Below are 19382 nucleotides of genomic sequence, written 5' to 3' on the forward strand. Positions count from 1 at the left end.
ATCCTGTGGCGTAGCGGCTGCGTCTCCTCAGCTTTGCCAGGGCGTGTTGCGGATGCGCGTGCATGCGTTCGGTTTGCGGAAGCTCGGATCGTGATCCTCGATGTAATCGAAATTGACGGTGCCGAACGTCGTCTGCGGCTTCTTCAGCGCCGAGCAGGTCTGCACCTTCAAGAACTCGTTCTTGAAATCGCCGCGCGGAAACGCGGATATCACCTCGTCGCGCTGCTCCGGCGTGTACTCGTCAAATCCAACGCCCACGACATCCACCAGGACGCCTGCGTTTGTGAGCGCGATCTCCGGTTTCATATATTGCGGAATGCCGGGCGTGGTGTGCAGCGCGATTGCTTCCCACACCAGGTCGGCCTGCGGCTCGGCAATGCCGCGCGCCCGCAGAAAGTCGCGCGCGGCGTCGGCACCGTCGACCTCAAACCGCTTGGTCTCGGTGTGGTAGTGATCGACCAGGCCGAGATCGTGAAACAGCGCCGCGACATAGAGCAGCTCGGAATCGAACTTCAGCTTCTGACGCAGTCCCTTGATCGCGCCGAACACGTAGACGCGAACCGAATGGTTGAACAACATCTCGTCCTCGTAACTGCGCACCAGCTCGGCGGCCTCGCGCGCCAATTGGCTGTCGGGAATCTTGACGCCGGAAATCACGCTCGTCATCTTCAGGCTCCTGCTTTCTGTTTCGGCTGATGCCCTTCGCGGTCAGGCTGCATGCTCGAGCGCAGCCTGTGGCGACTTTCGGAAGCTGATCGACATGCGATTGTACGCATTCATCAGGCTGATCGCGATCGTGAGATCGACCAGCTCGCGCTCGCTGAAGACCTTGCGGGCGGCTTGATAGGCTACATCCGGAACGTTGGTCTCGGCGACACGGGTAACAGTCTCGGCCCACGCAAGGGCGGCGCGCTCGCGCGCGTCGAAGAGATTGCCGGCCTCGGCCCATGCCTGGACCAGCGCGAGCTTTTCGATCTTCACGCCGCTCTTCAGCAAGTCGCGCGTGTGCATGTCGAGGCAATAGGCGCAGTTGTTGATCTGCGACACGCGGAGATAGACCAGGGCGACCAGCGTCGCGGGAAGGCCACTCTGCATGACGTAGCCGTAGACGCCGCCCAGTGCCTTCGCGCCTGATGGTGCGATGTGGTTGTAGTTGAGACGTTCACTCATCTGCTTGCTCCTTGATGATCGGAAGGGATGAACGCTCCCCGTTGCCCCCTTTAGGTGCCCCTGCCATGGTCCATAAAGAAGCACCAAGAACGCACAAAAATCGTGTACCATGCAGGCATGACCAAGCCACTGCGTCTGAAGCTCGATCGATCTGCGAAGACGCCGCTGGCCGAGCAGATCCACAGGGGGATCAGGACCGCCATCGAGAGCGGCGTGCTCGCCGCGGGCGCGCGCCTGCCCTCCTGGCAGGATCTGGCCGCCCAGCTCGGCGTCGCGCGCGGCACCGTACGCGTCGCGTACGAAAAGCTCTCATCCGCCCAACTGATCGTCGCGGCCCGCGCCACTGGAACGCATGTCGCGGACCGGCCGTCCTTGCCGGTGCGGCGGGACAAGGCCCCGGCCCCCGGCTCGTTCATGGAGATGTATCAGGAGCTCACGGCCGGGCCGGCGATCTTCCAGATGGGCGTGCCTGCGCAGGAGGCCCTTCCTGCGACGCTGCTGGCGCGGATGCGCGCGCAGGCGGTGCGCGCCGAGGTGAGCGCGCCGGCGATCTACCCTGACCCACGCGGCGAACTGGCGTTGCGGCGCGAGATCGCGGCCAATCTTGCGTTGGCGCGCGGCATCGAATGCGCGCCCTCCCAGATCATCATTACCGGCGGTTTCAGCGGCGGGCTCGGCCTGGCGCTCCGCGTCCTCGGGCTCGAGCAGAAGAAGGCCTGGTTGGAGGAGCCGGGCTTTCCCTTCACCCGGCGCGGTCTCGGGCTTGCGCGATTATCGATCGCGCCGATCCCGGTTGACGCCGACGGTATCGACGTCGATTACGGCCTGAAGCATGCTCCCGATGCGGCGCTGGTCCTCGTGACACCAGGACAGCAGGCGCCGTTCGGATCGACATTGTCGCTCGCGCGGCGCTCCCGCCTGCTCGACTGGGCTGCGCAAAGCAAGGCGTGGGTGATCGAGGATGACTATCTGAGCGAGCTGCAGCTCAGGGGCCGGGCGACGCCGGCGCTGGCATCGCTCGACCGCGCCGGCCGCGTCATTCACATCGGCTCTTTCAGCAAGACCGTGACGCCTGCCCTCCGTCTGGGCTTTGTCGTTGCACCGGCCGCCCTGGCGTCGCGATTTGCCGAAGTTGCGGCGTGCCTCGCGCCGGCGCCTGGACCCGCGGTGCAGCTCGCGATGGCCGATTTCATCAGTGATGGCCATTATCTCCGGCATCTTCGGCGCACGAAGCGGGTCTACGCAGCGCAAGGCGATGCATTGCTGAAATACCTCCGCCCGCGCACTGCAAATGTTGCGATTGCCGGATTGGCGGCGGTCCTGCGGTTGCCGGAGGGAGCGCCCGATCTGGCCATCGCCAGGGAAGCCGCACCGCTTGGGCTGGCGCCCACGCCGCTATCTCTCTGGTATGCGTCGAAGGGATCAGCGCGCCCGGGACTGTTGCTCGGGGTCGCAACGTCTCCGCTCAAGAGGATCGAGGCGTCCTGCGATCGGCTCCTTGAGATCGTCGATCGTCTGGCATGAGCAGGCCGACCTCGGTGGCCTTACCGGCCGGCGTGACGATCAAAGGTCCGTTTCGCGTGGCGATCACGGTGTGCTCGTATTGGACGGTCGGCGTCGCCGGGCGGCTGTCGAGCGTCCACGGATCGTCATCATCCTGCGCCCACTCGGCGCCCATGGAGCGTGTTCAATGCACCTGGATTGAGCTACATGAAACCGGGATTGCGCGGGAGGTAGCTGCCCCAATCTCCGAACTGTCGATTGGACATCAGCAGCATCGGGAAGGTCAAACGCATCCCGTTGTCAATCGCCGCCTTGAGAGCCGGCTCGCTCGCGCCCGGCACGAAGGCCGAAATGGTTGACACATCGCTCCGCGCTGCGAACGACAGCGCAGCCGCAAATGCGGGGCCGACGAGATCTGGCCGGCGGACTGCAAGCGGGCCAATGTGTCCATCCGAGATATAGACATACCCCACGCATTCACGACCGGCGTGAATGGTGAACCCGCTCGTCGTGCTGTCGTTCAGGAGATATCGATGATGCTTCTCTCTGGAAATGCCGAGAGCACTGGCGTCAATGGACGCCAGCTCATCGAACCCGGTCGTCTTGGCGGCGAGAGATTCAAGACGGAGCCGCGGCTCGGCCAACCGCTGCGCCAGGCGGTCACGAGGCACACTGACCATGTAGATCGGAAAGCGCGGGAACAGTCCGTGCCGGATGTAGAGGCCTTGAGACACGTTATTGAACGTGAAGGTGATTAGCGCCTTGATGGATGCTCCGCGCATCTCTGCGTGCGCGAACGTCCGACCGATGAGTTGATCGCCAATGCCGGCGCCCTGGCGATCAGGGGCCACGAACAGCTGCGCCAGAAACCAAAGCCCGCCGCAAACCCAACTCCACGCGAAGCCGACAATTTGTCCGTCGTCATCGGCGACCCATAAACCTTCCGCATCATCGGCGAGCGAGAAGGCCTGAAAACTCGGCGGACGAGAGGATGCCATCTTTCCAAAGCCCCGCCGCTCAGTCAGTTCATTGATGCTGGCGACCACGATCTCGTCGGCTCTCACCAAGTCGTCCATGCGAGCGGGTCGGCACACGATGGCCATTTCTGGAGTCCTTCCCTGGATCAGCGCGGCCCGGCCAACGTCAAGACCGGGGCCGGAGCGTAGCGCCTTGTACGGACATCCTGAACGGGATGAGAACGACGAGATCCTCAGCCGCCAATCAGGCCAGCGGCCGGATGTTCTGGTTCATGCGGAAGAAGTTCGTCGGATCGTACTTCGCCTTGATCCGCTGCAGACGCCGGTAGTTCGGTCCATAGGCGGCAGCGACAGGATCGCCCGTCTCGTCATCATCGAGATAATTGACATAGCGGCCGGAGGCAAAGAAGGGCCGCATGCTTTCGTAGGTCTCGCGCGCCCAGGAGATGCAGCGGCTTGTCTCGCCGGGCTGCGTCCACTGCGCGAGGATCAGGAAGTTGTAGCCCTCCTGCCGATGCGGAAATGCGGTATCCCCCGCAGCGATGCGAACCGCCGCGCCGTGGATGTGTTCGAGCAGGAACTGCCCCATGGGAGTCGGGCAGCGCGCGAAACATTCGATCATGGTCGAAATCGCATCGTCGCTCAGCTCGCTGAGGAAGTTTGATTTCCAATAGTTGAAAGCGCCTTTCGGATAATTGGCGTCGAGCATGCGGTTGAGCTCGCAATAGGGCATCGGCCCGACTGCATCCAGGATTGGTGCCCCGAACTGCTTCAGCGGTCGCATCGCTGCTTCGGCATCCGCCACCGAACCGCAATGGCTGGTGACCAGGGCGGCAACCTCCGTGCCCGATCCGTCGGGCGCATGGGTCAGGGATGCGAACAGCATATGCTCGTCCGTGAGCGAGCGCGTACTGGCCCGGAAGAATTCCAGCACGTCACGGGAGCGCGCGATGGGGTGGATGATCGGACCGCCCGTGATGATCGGCCCGACCCTATGGAGATCATATTCGAGACTGGTGGCGATCCCGAAGTTTCCGCCGCCGCCGCGGACGGCCCAGAACAGATCGGGCTCCTCTTGCTTGCTGGCCCGCAAAACCTTGCCGTCGGCGGTGACGAGCTCGACGGCGCGCAGATTGTCCAGTGCCAGGCCGTACTTGCCCATCAACCAGCCCAGTCCTCCGCCGAGGGTCAAGCCGGCGATGCCGGTGGTCGAGACCACGCCGCCGGTGACCGCAAGGCCGCGGAGTTGCGTTTCGCGATTGAGCTCGCCCCAGGTGACCCCGCCCTGCGCCCATACGGTCTTGCCGACGGCGTCGACCCGGATGCCCTTCATGGGCGAGAGGTCGATCATGATCCCGCCGTCGATGGTTGCGCGCCCTGCCACATTATGACCGCCCCCGCGAACCGCGACTTGAAGACCAAGCTTGGTTGAAAGTGCCACGGCATCCACGACATCGGCGACGCTGCGGCACCTGGCAATCAATGCTGGGCGCTTGTCGACCAGCCCGTTGTGGACCTTTCGCGCCTCCTCGTAGCCCTCGTCCCCTGGCTCGAGGAGCTGTCCTCCGAAGGAGGCGTTGAGATCGGCGGCAGCGCTGGCGACGGATGCGATGGGTGACATGACACGGTCTCCTCAGCTTGACCGCCGTATCCTCAATCGTGGGCTGTCTCGGCGCAAATCCGAAGAATTCAGGTGACGATGAATTGATTTCACCTAGACTGGTGGCATGCACAAGCTGCCGCCGCTGATCGAGCTCCGCGCCTTTGAAGCTGCCGCACGGCATCTGAGCTTCAAGAAGGCGGCGGCAGAACTCGGTGTGACGCCGACGGCGATCAGCCACCAGATCGGGTTGCTCGAGCAGTATTGCGGTCGGGCTCTGTTCCGGCGCAGACCACGGCCTCTTTCGTTGACCGAGGCCGGGGCGCGGCTCTTCCCCGCCATTCGCGGCGGCCTCGAGGGGTTTGCCGCGGCCATTGCGGCCGTCAAGCAGGAACGAGACCAGCAGCCTCTCCGGGTGACGACGACCAACGCTTTCGCCAGCCGCTGGCTCGTGCCCCGCCTGCCCCTGTGGCGGAAGCTGCATCCCGACGTGCCGCTGGAAGTCATCGGCACGGATTCAGTGCTCGATCTGCAGGCCGGAGATGGCGATGTCGCCATTCGCTATGCGACCAGCCGGGCACGGCCGACAGACGGAATCGTCGATGATCTCTTCAGCGATACGTTCTGGCCGGTTTGCAGTCCCAGCTTGCTTGCAACGGAGCGCCTGAAGAGACCGATCGATCTTGCTAACCACGTTCTGATCCACTCCTATTGGTCGCCCGCCGATCGCGAGCCGCCCACGTGGCAGAGATGGCTCGCCGCGGCTCAGCGCAGGTGGCGAGAAGTGCCCCAATTCAAGGACATGCAGCATTTGAGCTTCCGGGAGGAACTGCACGCCATCGAGGCGGTGATCGCCGGACAGGGAGTCGGGATTTTCAGTGACGTGCTCGTGGCACACGACCTCGCAGCTGGGACGCTCGTGAAGGCCTTCAAGTTGAGCTTGCCTGGCTACAGCTTCCATGTGGTCAGTAAGCCAAGCCATCCGCGCGCACGGACCATCCGGGCTTTTTCGCAGTGGTTGCGGTCAGGTCCTTGATCGGCCTCTCAGTACTCCCGAGATGTCCACTCCTGATCAAGCGTTGCGATCCAAACCACCGCAACGTTTCCGCTTGCCGCTCGAAATCAGACGCGCCGGCCACTACGACTCTACGCGCTGCACCCGATGGTCGCAGGCGAGCTACAGATAACGGATGATGTGACTGACGAACCTACTCCGAAACTCCATCGTTTCGCAAAGCGCTCCGGCGAGCGAGGTCCGTCTCCCCTGCCCTGCTCACGAACGCGTGGCCGGTCGCAGCTGCGTCATGGCGACGCCTGATATCGCGAGCAGCCCCCCGACAAGCAACTTCGGCGTCATATGTTCGCCGAGAAACAACACGCTCGATGTCAAGGCGAACACCGGAAGCAGAAGTCCGAATGGCGCGACGCGGCCTATGGAGCAACGGGCAATCAGCCAGAACCAGAGGCCGAACCCGACAATCCCTCCGATGAAGATCGTGTAGGCCAGCGCCAGCCAACCACGGTCATCCGCGGCGACGAGGCTCGTGAGCTGTCCATGTTCAAGGAGCAACGACATCACCAGAACCTGAGGCACCGCAAGCAGCGACGACCACCCCATCAACATCAGCGGTTCAAAAGGGCCATAGCGTTTGATCAAGACATTGGACACCGCAAACGCGAACGCGGCTCCGACCACAAGCAGCAGCGGAAGGGTATTTGCGGACAAGCCGGGTCCCGCGGCCAGCACCGCCACACCGGCGAATGCGATCACGACGCCGGCGGATGTGGCGAGCGACGGCTTTTCCGACAGCAGCGGCCAGGCCAACAGGACGGTGAAAGGCGGGGCGAGTTGGTATGCGACGGCCGACAGGCTTCCCGAGCCGAGCCCAAGGCCAACATAGAAGAGACCGAAATTCAGTCCGCCCAGGAAAAGCGAAATGGCTGCGACGGGACCGAACTGTTGTCGCGCAGGCTGCCCAACGAATGGAACAAGCAGCAGCGCGATGGCCAGAAAGCGCAGCGCGAGGAAGAAGAGCGGCGGAAACTCCGTCACGCCGACCTTGATGACCACGAACTGATAGCCCCAGAGCAACGGAACGGCCACGGCGCAGACGATCTGGATGGCCGACATGGCGCCGTTCTTTTCAAGACTACTCGGTCCAGATATAGGCCTGCGAGCAGCGGAAACGTCCATGGTCTGCCTACCTGATAAAGCGATCGAGCAAAGCGTCGACGGTGGCTTGCGAAATCATCCGTGCCGGAGCCGTTTTACCGACCACCCGCATGCCCTCGACGAAACAGACGATAATGCGGGCGGCACTCGCAGGCTCGACGCCATCGGCCAATCTGCCCGCTGCCTTCGCACGGGACAGGGCATCGACCAAGCGAGCCTCCATGGCTCTGAAAAAGCTCCCGATGCGACGGTCGACCTCGGCATCACGGCCGGCCAGTTCCATGGCTGTGGCGACCAGCAGGCATCCGCGCCGGCCATTGGCCCCGCTGTTGCGCTCGACGTAACCGGCGAAATAGGCCCGCAAGCCGTCGACCGGCTCTCTCTCAGGGGCAAATTCGACGTCCATGCGATCGATGGCATCGGCAATGTAACGATCAAGTGCACGCAGAAAGAGCGAATGCTTGTCGCCGAAGGCGGCGTAAAGGCTGCCGCGCGAGAGCTTGGTCGCTCGAAGAAGGTCCGGGAGCGCCGTGGCGTGATAGCCGCGCGACCAGAACACATTCATCGCGCGTTCGACAGCAGCTTCGGTGTCGAACGTTCGGGGACGGCCACGGGGAATCTGCACGGGAGACTGGCTGCGCATATGTAGATATATAGACCGAATGGTCTTAAATTGGCAAGAGCCCCTTTCGCCGCGGGCGGTACGGCTCCGCGTTCAAATGCTGACGCGAGTTCCCGCGCGCGATCACACCGGCGTATAGATCACGAGCCTCAGCGCGGCGTCGTCGTTGGCCTGAAAACTCGTGTGCTCGAAATGCAGCACGCCCTTGGTCGGATGGGTGATGGTCTTGCGGCCCGACAAGGTGCCGTGCACCTCGTGGGCGCCCCACCATTTGACGAATTCGGGACTACCTTCGCGCAAGCGCGTCAGCAATTCCGCAAAGGCGGGATCGCCGGCCCAGACATCGTGGGTGGCGCGAAACATCGCGACCATGCGCCTTGCGACATCGGCCCAGCCCGCGCCGTAGGATTTTCGCGTCTGCTTGTTGGTCATCATCAACAGCAGCGTGTTGCGATCGTCCTCCGGCAGCCGGCCGAATGCAAAGATCTCTTCTGCGGCTTCATTCCAGGCCAGCACGTCCCAGCGCCGTCCGGTGATGTAGGCCGGATGCGGCAGGCTCTCGACCAGGCGCAGAATGGGCGGCGGCACCACCTCGCGGGTGAACGGACGCCTGTCGCCGTCGCGCGCGAGATCCTTGAGGTGCGCATGCTCGGTCTTGCTGAGCCGCAGCGCGCGGGCCAGCGCATCGATGGTGGTGACCGACGGGCTGACGGTACGGCCCTGTTCGAGGCGGATGTACCAGTCGACCCCAATGCCGGCGAGCTGCGCGACCTCCTCGCGCCGCAGGCCTGTAGTGCGCCGGCGGCGCCCCGCCGGAAGGCCCACGGTCTTCGGCGACAGCTTTTCGCGGCGGGACCTGAGGAAATCGCCGAATTCGACGCGGCGTGGGTCGGCCATCGATGTCGCTCCCGCAATGGAGGGCCCTGGGAATACTAGGATAATACCAGGCCTTCCTGGCCTCTCCAAGGCGGTGCATATCGGCTTCACCCGACTTTGAGGTGAACATCATGAAAGCTGCCGTGCTCAAATCCTTCGGCTCGCCATTGGTGATCGAAGATGTCCCCGAACCGGTGCTCGGCACCGGCGAGGTCATCGTCGATGTCGTCGCCACGCGCGTGCTCTCCTACATGAACGAGGTCTTCAGCGGGGAGCGCAATTACGCACTCGACTTGCCGGTCATCCCGGGCCCCGGCGGCATTGGCCGGGTGCGCGCGATCGGCCCGGACGCGACCAAGCTGGCGACCGGCGACTGGGTGTTCTGTGATCCGACGGTGCGCTCGCGCGATGACGCCGTTGCGCCCGATATCGCCCTGCAAGGGCTGACGGCCGCCGGGCCCGGCGGCATGTCTCTGCAAAAGCACTTTCGCCACGGCTCCTTCGCCGAGCAGATGCGCCTGCCGACCGAGAACGTCAAACGGCTCGGCGCGATCACGCCTGAGGAGGCGACGCGTTGGTGCCCACTGGGCACGCTGCTGGTGCCCTATGGCGGCTTCCTCGCTGCGAACCTTCGTCCTGGCGAGACCGTGCTGGTGAACGGCGCCACCGGCAATTTCGGCAGCGCGGCCGTCTCGGTCGCGCTCGCGATGGGCGCCGCCTGCGTGGTCACGCCTGGCCGCAACGAAAAGATCCTCGCCGACCTGGTCCGCCGCTTCGGCAGCCGCGTGAAGCCGGTCAGGCTCACCGGCAATGAGGACGACGACCGCGAGCGCATGAAGCGCGCTGCATCAGGCCCGATCGACTGCGTGTTCGACATCATGCCGCCCTCGGTGAGCCCGACCGTCGTGCGGGCCGCGGTCATGACGGTGCGCGCATATGGCCGCGTCGTGCTGATGGGCGGCGTCGGCATGGCGGGCGGCGCCGGCCTCGAGCTGCCCTACCCCTGGATCATGCGCAACTGCATCAGCATCCACGGCGTCTGGATGTATCCGCCGGATGCGGCGAGCCGCCTGATCGCGCTGGTGCGCGCCGGGCTGCTGCGGCTCGACGAGTACGAGACCACCGCCTTCGACCTCGAGCATGCCAACGAGGCGGTAGCGCATGCCGCGGCGAATGGCGGACCGTTCAAATTGACCGTGATCCGGCCTTGAGCCCTGAGGCGGCGGCAGAGCGCCGTCGCCGTTTTTTTCGTCAGTCCCGTCAAGCACTTGGCTACTGTGCATGGGGTTGTTTTCGCAGTTTTGAGTTCGACTCGAGCAGCGCGGCGTCGGGAACTCACCGCTCCCTTGGGAGAGGTCGGCGCGTTCGTCCCGCGCGCCGGGTGAGGGTTTACGGTCTTTCGTTGGGCAGTCCCCCTCATCCGATTGGCTGACGCAAATCGACCTCTCCCCGCTGGGGAGAGGTGAACCGAGCCTGCGGCTGACTTGCTTAATCGAGCTCGACCACTTTGCCGTGCGACAGCGAGACGCGCCGGTCCATGCGGCCGGCGAGCTCCATGTTGTGGGTCGCGATCAGCATCGACACCTGGGTCGCCTTGACCAGCTGCATCAGGGCCTGGAACACGTGCTCGGCCGTACCTGGGTCGAGATTGCCGGTCGGCTCGTCCGCAAACAACACGCGTGGCGCGTTGGCGACCGCACGTGCGATCGCGACACGCTGCTGCTCGCCGCCGGACAGCTCGGCCGGGCGATGGGTGATGCGATCGCCAAGGCCGAGATAGCCCAGGATCTCCTTGGCGCGCTTGACGCTCTCGGACTTCTTCAGGCCGCGGATCATCTGCGGCAGCATCACATTCTCGAGCGCCGAGAACTCCGGCAACAGCCGGTGCGACTGGTAGACGAAGCCGATATCGGTGCGGCGGAGCTGCGTGCGCTCGATGTCGGGCAGCTGCGAGGTCGGCGCGCCCGAGACATAGACCTCGCCGGAGTCGGGCGCTTCCAACAGCCCCGCGATGTGCAGCAGCGTCGACTTGCCGGAGCCCGAGGGCGCCACCAGCGCGACCGACTGGCCGGCCCACAGCGCCAGCTTGGCACCGTCGAGGATCGTTAGCGGCACCTCACCCTGCAAGTACTGCCGCTTGATCTCATGGAGATAAATGACCGGTACATCCTCGGCCCCCTGCTGCTGCTCCATCAGCCCCTCACTCATACCGGAGCGCTTCGACGGGATCGAGCCGCGCGGCGCGCCACGACGGATAGAGCGTCGCCAGGAACGACAGCGTCAGCGCCATGACGACAACCGCCGTAGTCTCGCCGATGTCGATCTCTGCGGGCAATTTCGACAGGAAGTAGAGTTCCGGCGAGAACAGCTCGGTGCTGGTCAGCCAGGACAGGAATTGCCTGATCGATTCGATGTTGAGACAGATCACGAGGCCAACGCAGAAGCCGACCAGCGTGCCGACCACGCCGATCGAAGCGCCCGTGATCAGGAAGATCCGCATGATCGATCCTTGCGAGGCGCCCATCGTGCGCAGGATCGCGATATCGCTGCCCTTGTCCTTCACCAGCATGATCAGGCCCGACACGATGTTCAGCGCCGCGACCAGCACGATCATGGTCAGGATCAGGAACATGACGTTGCGCTCGACCTGGAGCGCATTGAAGAAGGTCGAGTTGCGCTGCCGCCAATCGACCAGGAACACCGGCCGGCCCGCAGCCTCCGTCACCGCTTTGCGGAAGGCGTCGATCTTGTCGGGATTGGTGGTGAACACCTCGATGGAGGTCACGTCGTTGCTGCGGTTGAAATAGGCCTGCGCCTCGGCCAGCGGCATGAACACGAAGCCGAGATCGTATTCGGACATGCCGATCTCGAACACGGCGACGATCTTGTACGGCTTGATCCGCGGCGTCGTGCCCATCGGCGTCACCGCGCCCTTCGGCGCCACCAGCGTGATGCTGTCGCCGGCATGCAGCGATAGCTGGTCGGCGAGGCGGCGGCCGATCGCGACGCCCTGCCCGTCGTCGAAGCCTTCGAGCGAGCCCTGCTTGATGTTCTTGGCGATCGAGGTGAGGTTGTTGAGATCGTCGGACCGGATGCCTCGCACCAGAACGCCCGAGGCGTTCCATGGCGATGACGCCAGCGCCTGACCATCCACGACGGGGGCCGCGAGGCGGATGCCCTCGACCTGACTGATGCGCTCGGCGACGTCCTTCCAGTCGGTCAGCGGCGATTCCAGCGGCTGAACGAGGATGTGGCCGTTGAGCCCCAGGATCTTGTCCAGCAGCTCTTTGCGGAAGCCGTTCATCACGGCCATGACGATGATCAGCGTCGCGACGCCCAGCATGATGCCGAGAAAGGAGAACCCGGCGATGACCGAGATGAATCCCTCCTTGCGGCGCGCCCGCAGATAGCGCGCCGACAGCATCCACTCGAATGGCGCAAAAGGCGCGGTTTGCACGGTCTCGGTCATGGTCTCATCCATCGCTCGATAATCCCATGATTCGGGGTCAATTGTGGCCGGATTGGCGGCCGCGATATCGGGCGATGAACAATATTCAGCCGACCAGCCGGGCGACCGCGTCCGCCGGCGACATGGTCTCGCGGGCACCATCGCTGCGCCGCTTGATCTCGACCTTGCCGTCGGCGAGGCCCTTCGGCCCGATCATGATCTGCCAGGGGATTCCGATCAGGTCCGCGGCGGCGAACTTGGCGCCCGCGCGCTGGTCGGTGTCGTCGTAGAGCACGTCGACGCCCTTGGCCGTGAGCTCGGCATAAAGCTTCTCGCAGGCCGCATCGACGGCCGCATCGCCCTGCTTGAGGTTGAGGATCGACGCGCGGAACGGTGCCACCGCCTCCGGCCATTTGATGCCGGCATCGTCGTGGCAGGCCTCGATGATGGCACCGACCAGGCGCGAGACGCCGACACCATAGGAGCCGCCGTGGATCGGCACGTCGACGCCGTCCGGGCCCGCCACCAGCGCCTTCATCGGCTCGGAGTATTTCGTGCCGAAATAGAAGATCTGACCGACCTCGATGCCGCGGGTGTTGACCCGTTTATCCACCGGCACTTCCCGCTCGAAGCGCGCGGCGTCGTGGACGTCCTCAGTCGCCGCATAGAGCGAGGTCCACTGCTTGATGATCGGCGTCAGATCGCGGTCATAATCGACGTCTTCGCCCGGCACCGGCAGGTCCAGCACGTCGCGATTGATGAAGACGCCGGATTCACCTGTCTCTGCCAGCACAATGAACTCGTGGCTGAGATCCCCCCCGATCGGTCCGGTCTCGGCGCGCATCGGAATCGCCTTCAGTCCCATCCGCGCGAAGGTGCGCAAATAGGCGACGAACATCTTGTTGTAGGCGACGCGTGCCGCGGCCTCGTTGAGGTCGAAGGAATAGGCGTCCTTCATCAGGAACTCGCGGCCGCGCATCACGCCGAAGCGCGGGCGCTGCTCGTCGCGGAATTTCCATTGGATATGATAGAGATTCAGCGGCAGGTTCTTGTAGGACTTCACATAGGCGCGGAAGATCTCGGTGATCATTTCCTCATTGGTCGGCCCGTACAGCAGCTCGCGCTTGTGCCGGTCGGCAATGCGCAGCATCTCCGGTCCATAGGCATCATAGCGACCGCTCTCGCGCCAGAGGTCGGCGAGCTGGAGTGTCGGCATCAAAACCTCGATCGCGCCGGACCGGTCCTGCTCCTCGCGCACGATCTGCTCGATCTTCTTGAGCACGCGGAAGCCGAGCGGCAGCCAGGCATAGATGCCGGCGGCCTCCTGCCGGATCATGCCGGCGCGCAGCATCAGGCGATGCGAGACGATCTCCGCCTCTTTCGGATTTTCCTTCAGAATGGGCAGAAAGAAACGCGACAACCGCATGGTAATACTCTGGGAATCAGTGATCGGCTGCAGTGAAACCGGATTGGGAGCAAAAACACAAGACCGGGAATGAGGAAAAGCCGCTAACGCGGCGAAATTCCTTGTCATTTTTCCGTCGACTTCAGGTTCAGCTCGAAGTTCAGCATGCGCCGCAAACTCGGCAAGCTTAGGGCGGCGCCAGCTCGAGCTCGTCCTCCAGCGTGATCTTCTCGAAATCAGTCACAAGCGCATCGATCCGCACGCGCCAGCGTCCGGCGAAAGGAAGCTCTACCTTGCGGACATGCCAGTAGTGGTCCGGCCCGAGCGAGGCACCCTGCTCCATCGGCTCGATGCCGCGCTCGGGCAGGCTCAGAGTGAGTGTCACCTCCTTGGCCTCCAGCAGCGTGCCCCCGCCGGTCATGAGCTGGAGCACGAAATCGTCGATCCCCGCCTTGCCGGGCGAGACCAGCACCTGGAACATCGCCTTGTCGGTATGGATGTGGATCGCCAAGGGCGTCTCGGGAACAAGGGTCCGAGGCGGCGGCGTGAAGCGCCAGCCGGCGACGAGGGCGAAGATGGCAACAGCGATCGCGCCTTCGAACACGATCGAGCGCTTGAGGGCGGCTGCGCGCCCTCTCTCCAGCGCCGGGGTGAAACAGAAGCGGTTGAGCGCTGCGAGTGTGACCAGCAGGAGCACCAGTGCGAGCTTGGCGAGAAGAACGAGACCGTACCAGGTCTCGATCAGCGCCGCGGGCTTTTCGAGCTGGACGATCGCGAGCGCAAGGCCGCTCAATGCGAGGAGGCCGACCATCGGCACGGCGATCCGGGAGAAGCGGTTCACGATCGGCAAGGCCTTGTCCGGCGACATCGACACAAGCGCTGCGAGCGGCGCCAGCGCGCCGATCCAGAACGCGACGCCGACGCCGTGGAGGAAGATCGCCGGACGCATCAACATTTCCGGCGGCGCGGTTGCGGCGTGTCCGGTCATCGCGAGCGACAAGCCGACGCCGATGAATGCGAGGATCGCAAGTGAGCGCGCATAACCGGCGTTGCGCAGGGCCATCAATGCAAACAGCATCGCGGCGATCGCCACCAGCATGGCCGGACCCGCGCTGGTCGCGAACGCGACCTTCCAGGGAGCAGTCGTCGCAACCGCCGGGAGCGGCAATCCGAGCAGATCGAGGCCCAGCGCACCGAGTGAAATGAGGGCGCTCGGCACACCAATGGCGAGCGCGACGCCCGGCGCGACCATGCCCGTGAGCGACCGCGCCATCCATTGCACAAAGAGCGCGCCGCCGACGCCGACGAAAAGCCCGAGATAGAGGCCGATCCGCGTCAGCCAGATCAGAACCTTCAGGCCGGCATCCGCGCTCGCGGGCGGCTGCGTCGCCGTCGGCGTACCGATCGAGAAGATCACGGAGCCCGCGACCGGATGACCGTCCTGCGAAATGACGCGATAGCTGACCACCGCCGTGCCCTGCGGCAGGTCCGGCGGCATCGCGATCGAGATCGCCTCACCCGATGCGCTGACGCGCGCATCGTCCCGCGCCCTGCCCGCGCCGTCGATCAGCCGGATTGCACCTGGCGTAACCGTTTCGTTGAAACGCAGCTCCAGGGCCTTTGGTGCGCTCGCAAGAATGCTGCCGCTTGCGGGCGTCACCGAGATCAGCGCCGCATGGGCCGATGCGCCGGTCGCAAAACCGGCAACGAGGAGCAGCGTCGTGAGCGCGGCGAGCAGGCGCATCAGGGTTTTGGCATGAGCTTCACACCCGGGGCCGGCGACTTGCTCTCATGCGAATGCGGTGCGCCCTCCGCTGGGATTTCGATCCAGCGGCTAATGCCGGATTCGCATTCCTGCACGACGGGGAAATACAGGATCGTGTTCGGCTTGAGCACGTCGGTCAGCATCGTCTGCATGACGAACTCGTCATAGTACCTGTCCGGCAGCTTCCCGCCGGACCATGTCACCTCCTTGACGCCGGAGGAGAGCTTGCTGCCGTGAAAATCGTACTCGCTGGCATATTTGCCCTCGAGCACATCGACAGTCCAGCCAGCCTTCGGCATCGGCTTCACCGCGATCACCCCTTCCGGGATCTGCACGCGGAGCTTCACGGTGGGCGAGCCCGCGCAGCCATGCGGCACGGCGAATACGGCCTTGTAGTACGAGCCGACGGCCGCCTGCTTCGTCTCGAGCGTGACGTGCGCCGCCGCCGGCGATGCGGCGAGCGTGGCAGCGAGGATCAGACAGGATCTCTTCGACATGTTCGGCCTCTTCGAGAAGATCACTTGATCAGGATCGGCGATTCAACGTTGACATGATCGGCCTTCGAGATCGATATCCCGAGGCCCAGCATCCAGCGTCCGGGCGTCAATTGCGCGACCTTCGCGTGCCAGCCGTCCTCGCTATCGCGAGACGCCTGCACGGGTGCGAGCTTCCTGCCTGTCTGCGTATGCACCAGCGTCACCGACACGGCTTCGGCCGAGAGCGGCGTCTCGTCCGTGGTTTCGAGCTGGATGACGATCTCGACCGGGCCAGCTCGGCCCGGCGATACCGTGACATTGGCCATCGCCTTCTCGGTGTGGAGATGTGTGAAGAAGCTGTCGTCGTCGGTCGCCGCTGCAAGCGGCGTGGCGGCTACCGAGAGCAACGCAACCATCGCGAGCGCAAGGCCCGTAAAATTCCGGCGAGTGGTCATGGGAGACTTGATCCTCTGCATCACATCTTCATTCCGGAATGATCAGGCATCTTCTTCATTTCCATGTGACCGGAATGTCCGCCGTCGCCGGGGGCCTGAGCGCCGACGCCCTGCACGTCGAGGGACACCGCGACCTTGCCGGCCTTTTCGAACTGAAGCGTCACCGGCACCTTGTCGCCCTGCTTGAGCGGGCCTTTCAGCTCCTGGAGCATCAAGTGACTGCCGCCGGGAGCAAGCTTCACGGTCTTGCCGGCGTCGATGACAAGCCCTTTGTCGAGCGGACGCATCTTCATCACACCATTGTCCATCGCCATCTCGTGGACCTCGGCCTTGCCGGCGATATCCGCGGAAACGCTGACCAGCCTGTCGGGCGCCGTTCCCTTGTTCTCGATGATCAGATAGCCGCCGGCCACCTTGGCGCCGCCCGGCGTTGCCCGGCTCCAGGCCTGCGAAATGACGAGATCGCCGGCCTTGACGTCGTCGGCCGATGCAACGGCACAACCAGTGAGCAGCAGCGAAATTGTGAGAAGAGCAAGCTTCGTTTTCTTCATGGCGATTCCCTTGTTCATAGTCATTCGGACTCTCCTGATCGCCTCCCGCAGGGCGGATTCGGCGGCAAGTGATGTGCAAGCCTCACCATCGATACCTCATTCCGACGTACACTGCCCTCCCAGTACCCGGCTCGAACAAGGGCGACGTTGCCGTCGCTCGATCAATGATGCTCGCGCTGGCAATGTAGGTCTTGTTGGTGAGATTGCGCCCCTCGATGTAGCCGGACAGCGGGCCGCCATTATCGAACCCTGCCTTCACGCCGAGCAGCGCGTAGGGCTCCGTCGTCAGCGTGTTCATGCTGTCGACGAAATACGCCTGGGGTACCCATTCGACATTGGGACCGAAGTAGAGACCGGTCGGGTGCTTGTAGAGCAGCTCCGCGCGCAAATAGTGGGTCGGGGCTCCCGGCAATTTGTTGTTTCCAAAGGTCGGATCGTTGTCGAAACGGAAGTCATTGAACGTATAGGCGACGTTGAGCCAAATCTTGTCCGGCGCAGATCCGCTCACGAAGATCTCGCGGAAGATTGCGGCCCCCGCCCCCGCCTCGACGCCCTGATGAATGGAGCGGTCTGCGTTGGTCACATTGCAATTGCCGAAGGCGCTGTAGAGGCATAGGAGCTCGTCGCGAATGTTGGCGCGATAGGCGGCGAGCTCCCACGCATAGTCCGGCCGCCTCATGCGCGTTCCGATTTCGTAGGTGGTCGCGATCTGGGGACGGATGCTGGTGAACGGAATCGTCGGAATGCCGGGACCGTTCGCGCTCTCACCGAAGCTCGGCACCTCGGCGCTCCGCGACACATTGGCGAAGGCCTGCCAGCCTGGATCGATTTGCCACAGCAGCCCGCCCTTGGGTGACCATAGATTGAAGCGCGTTGCCCCTGATTGATCTCCATCGCTCAGGAAGCGATCCTGCCGATTGCGGGTTGCGTACAGAAACTGCGTGCCGCCGACGACCGCGACGTTCGGAAGGAAGTAGAAGCTGTCCTCGATATAGACGGAGGCATTTTCCGAGCGATCGATCGACGACGACAGCAGTGCGCCCTTTTGCCCGGCGATGTTGGCGAATTGCTGGTTGTCGATGCTGCCGTTCAATACGTTGACACCAGCGACCAGTCTGTTGCGGAAGCCTCCGATCGTGCGCTCGTCTGTGACCTTCACAAAGCCGCCGTAGTCCTTGTAACGGTAGTCCAGCCACTGGAAAATCGGATGCATCAGATGGCGGTCGACCCCGAAAGCGCCAAATTCAACTTTGGTGTCATCGAACCGCACCGCCGTCTTGTTCGCCAGCCTGACGGTCTCGATGTTGCGCTGCTGATCCATTGCAACGTTTGCCGGCGCGGCAGCCTCCGGATTGGTCAGGGCAGACGTCCTAGTCACAGTACCAGGAATCCGTTGCCGCACCTCATTGGCGTTGAGGTAAAACCGCGTCTCAACGTCCGGGGAGAACTGATAGCCGACATTGCCGCTCAAGCGGTTGCTCGACCCGAAGCTGTGATCGCGAAACCCGTCCGCGGACTGCGTCGAAGCGGTCACGAAACCATCCCAAGGCCCGTTCACGCCTCCTGTGTTCGCCTGAAGGCGCTTGAAGCCAAACCCTCCGACATCGAGCGACACGCCATTCGGCAACGCGTCGCGGCCCGTCGGCGTCACGAAATTGATGGCACCTCCGAGCGAGTTCGCGCCGAACTGGAGCGCGTTCCCGCCTTTGTAGACTTCGACGTATTTGTAGGCCGTCGGATCAATCTCCTGGAAATCGCCATAGCCGTCCGCAGTGTTGATCGGAATGCCGTCCATGTAGAGCTGCACGCCGCGCAGATGGAAATTGCGCGACAGGCCCGAGCCGCGAATCGAAAGACGCGTGTCGTCGCCCCATTTGGGCTGGGCGAACACGCCGGGCACGTAGTCCAGAATGTCCTTGATTGTGTTCGAGGGGGTCGAATTGCGGTAGGCGTCGGCCGATACGAGCGCCACACTGCCCGGCGTCTGGTTGATTTCCGCGAGCGCTTGTTGCGCGGTCAGCACGGTCAGGGCGCCTGGAATGCCCGTCCCCTGAGCGCTCGCGGTCGGCTGCGGAGTCGTGCGCAGGTCCCGCGCAACACGCTCAGGCCGCACTGCATCGCGCTTTGGACGCGGCACTGACACGCGCTTTTCAGAAGGCGCTTCAACCGTCACCGGGGGAAGTTCCGGCCGATTCAGCTGCGCCCGCACAGCCTGTGGAAACGCCAGAATGGATGCGGAGGCAAGTAGAATCGCGCGCGCACGCGCGCTCTGCAAAGAACGAAAACAAGGCATGAGCCAATTCCTGATACCGGCGCACCAGCCGGTCTGTTGCAAGATGCCCGTCGTGCGCCAACAAGCGC

General features: G+C 63.7%; 18 protein-coding genes and 1 pseudogene. 3 read left to right on the forward strand and 16 right to left on the reverse strand.

What is annotated here, in order from left to right:
• Positions 1-27 precede the first annotated feature (27 nt).
• Positions 28-666 (reverse strand): HD domain-containing protein, encoded by a 639-nt coding sequence (locus P6U28_RS14805; RefSeq protein ID WP_407122541.1) that lies wholly within the window; start codon positions 664-666, stop codon positions 28-30.
• Positions 667-708: 42 nt separating this feature from the next.
• A complete protein-coding gene (locus P6U28_RS14810; protein ID WP_122403037.1) occupies positions 709-1170 on the reverse strand; it encodes a carboxymuconolactone decarboxylase family protein in 462 nt (153 codons plus the stop codon).
• A gap of 117 nt (positions 1171-1287) precedes the next feature.
• On the opposite strand from P6U28_RS14810, the gene P6U28_RS14815 reads away from it, so the two are divergent.
• Entirely contained in the window at positions 1288-2694 is a 1407-nt protein-coding gene (locus P6U28_RS14815) for a PLP-dependent aminotransferase family protein (protein WP_164937154.1), read from the forward strand.
• A 22-nt stretch (positions 2695-2716) separates the two neighbouring features.
• Here the strand turns inward: P6U28_RS14815 and P6U28_RS14820 are convergent.
• The 3 genes and pseudogenes from P6U28_RS14820 to P6U28_RS14830 all read right to left on the reverse strand — a co-directional run.
• Positions 2717-2851 (reverse strand): annotated as a pseudogene (locus tag P6U28_RS14820) (type I methionyl aminopeptidase); the annotation flags it as partial.
• Between the two features lie 25 nt (positions 2852-2876).
• Positions 2877-3776: a GNAT family N-acetyltransferase gene (locus tag P6U28_RS14825; RefSeq protein ID WP_164937153.1), complete on the reverse strand. Its 900-nt coding sequence runs from the start codon at positions 3774-3776 to the stop codon at positions 2877-2879.
• A 118-nt stretch (positions 3777-3894) separates the two neighbouring features.
• Positions 3895-5271, reverse strand: a complete 1377-nt coding sequence (locus P6U28_RS14830; protein WP_122403036.1) for an FAD-binding oxidoreductase — start codon at positions 5269-5271, stop codon at positions 3895-3897.
• Positions 5272-5377: 106 nt separating this feature from the next.
• Here P6U28_RS14830 and P6U28_RS14835 point away from each other — a divergent pair, with 106 nt between their 5' ends.
• Complete coding sequence (locus P6U28_RS14835) at positions 5378-6286, forward strand: LysR substrate-binding domain-containing protein (RefSeq protein ID WP_122403035.1); 909 nt, start codon at positions 5378-5380, stop codon at positions 6284-6286.
• Positions 6287-6523: 237 nt separating this feature from the next.
• Here P6U28_RS14835 and P6U28_RS14840 read toward each other — a convergent pair whose 3' ends face one another.
• From P6U28_RS14840 to P6U28_RS14850, 3 genes are all read right to left on the reverse strand, one after another.
• Positions 6524-7381, reverse strand: a complete 858-nt coding sequence (locus P6U28_RS14840; RefSeq protein ID WP_122403034.1) for a DMT family transporter — start codon at positions 7379-7381, stop codon at positions 6524-6526.
• A 70-nt stretch (positions 7382-7451) separates the two neighbouring features.
• Entirely contained in the window at positions 7452-7988 is a 537-nt protein-coding gene (locus tag P6U28_RS14845; protein ID WP_244607989.1) for a TetR/AcrR family transcriptional regulator, read from the reverse strand.
• 180 nt (positions 7989-8168) lie between these two features.
• Complete coding sequence (locus tag P6U28_RS14850; protein ID WP_122403033.1) at positions 8169-8942, reverse strand: helix-turn-helix transcriptional regulator; 774 nt, start codon at positions 8940-8942, stop codon at positions 8169-8171.
• 110 nt (positions 8943-9052) lie between these two features.
• Between P6U28_RS14850 and P6U28_RS14855 the strand changes: the two genes are divergently transcribed.
• A complete protein-coding gene (locus P6U28_RS14855; protein ID WP_407122544.1) occupies positions 9053-10132 on the forward strand; it encodes a zinc-binding dehydrogenase in 1080 nt (359 codons plus the stop codon).
• Between the two features lie 277 nt (positions 10133-10409).
• On the opposite strand, the gene P6U28_RS14860 is transcribed toward P6U28_RS14855, so the two are convergent.
• The 8 genes from P6U28_RS14860 to P6U28_RS14895 all read right to left on the reverse strand — a co-directional run bounded on the left by P6U28_RS14860 (position 10410) and on the right by P6U28_RS14895 (position 19314).
• On the reverse strand, positions 10410-11114 hold the full coding sequence (locus tag P6U28_RS14860) for an ABC transporter ATP-binding protein (RefSeq protein WP_122403031.1): 705 nt from the start codon (positions 11112-11114) through the stop codon (positions 10410-10412).
• Between the two features lie 7 nt (positions 11115-11121).
• Positions 11122-12402: a lipoprotein-releasing ABC transporter permease subunit gene (locus P6U28_RS14865; RefSeq protein WP_122403030.1), complete on the reverse strand. Its 1281-nt coding sequence runs from the start codon at positions 12400-12402 to the stop codon at positions 11122-11124.
• Between the two features lie 73 nt (positions 12403-12475).
• Entirely contained in the window at positions 12476-13795 is a 1320-nt protein-coding gene (gene proS, locus P6U28_RS14870) for a proline--tRNA ligase (protein WP_122403029.1), read from the reverse strand.
• A 166-nt stretch (positions 13796-13961) separates the two neighbouring features.
• A complete protein-coding gene (locus P6U28_RS14875; protein WP_407122546.1) occupies positions 13962-15518 on the reverse strand; it encodes a copper resistance CopC/CopD family protein in 1557 nt (518 codons plus the stop codon).
• Positions 15518-16036, reverse strand: a complete 519-nt coding sequence (locus tag P6U28_RS14880; RefSeq protein ID WP_407122547.1) for a YcnI family protein — start codon at positions 16034-16036, stop codon at positions 15518-15520. The genes P6U28_RS14875 and P6U28_RS14880 overlap by 1 nt, the downstream gene beginning before the upstream one ends.
• A gap of 20 nt (positions 16037-16056) precedes the next feature.
• Positions 16057-16470 (reverse strand): hypothetical protein, encoded by a 414-nt coding sequence (locus P6U28_RS14885; protein WP_244607988.1) that lies wholly within the window; start codon positions 16468-16470, stop codon positions 16057-16059.
• 20 nt (positions 16471-16490) lie between these two features.
• Positions 16491-17021 carry a copper chaperone PCu(A)C gene (locus P6U28_RS14890; protein ID WP_407123071.1) on the reverse strand — a complete coding sequence of 177 codons (531 nt, stop codon included), beginning with the start codon at positions 17019-17021 and terminating at the stop codon, positions 16491-16493.
• Positions 17022-17103: 82 nt separating this feature from the next.
• On the reverse strand, positions 17104-19314 hold the full coding sequence (locus P6U28_RS14895) for a TonB-dependent receptor family protein (RefSeq protein WP_407122548.1): 2211 nt from the start codon (positions 19312-19314) through the stop codon (positions 17104-17106).
• Between the last annotated feature and the right edge of the window lie 68 nt (positions 19315-19382).

This window comes from Bradyrhizobium sp. STM 3561, assembly GCF_045571455.1.
GTDB lineage: Bacteria > Pseudomonadota > Alphaproteobacteria > Rhizobiales > Xanthobacteraceae > Bradyrhizobium > Bradyrhizobium vignae.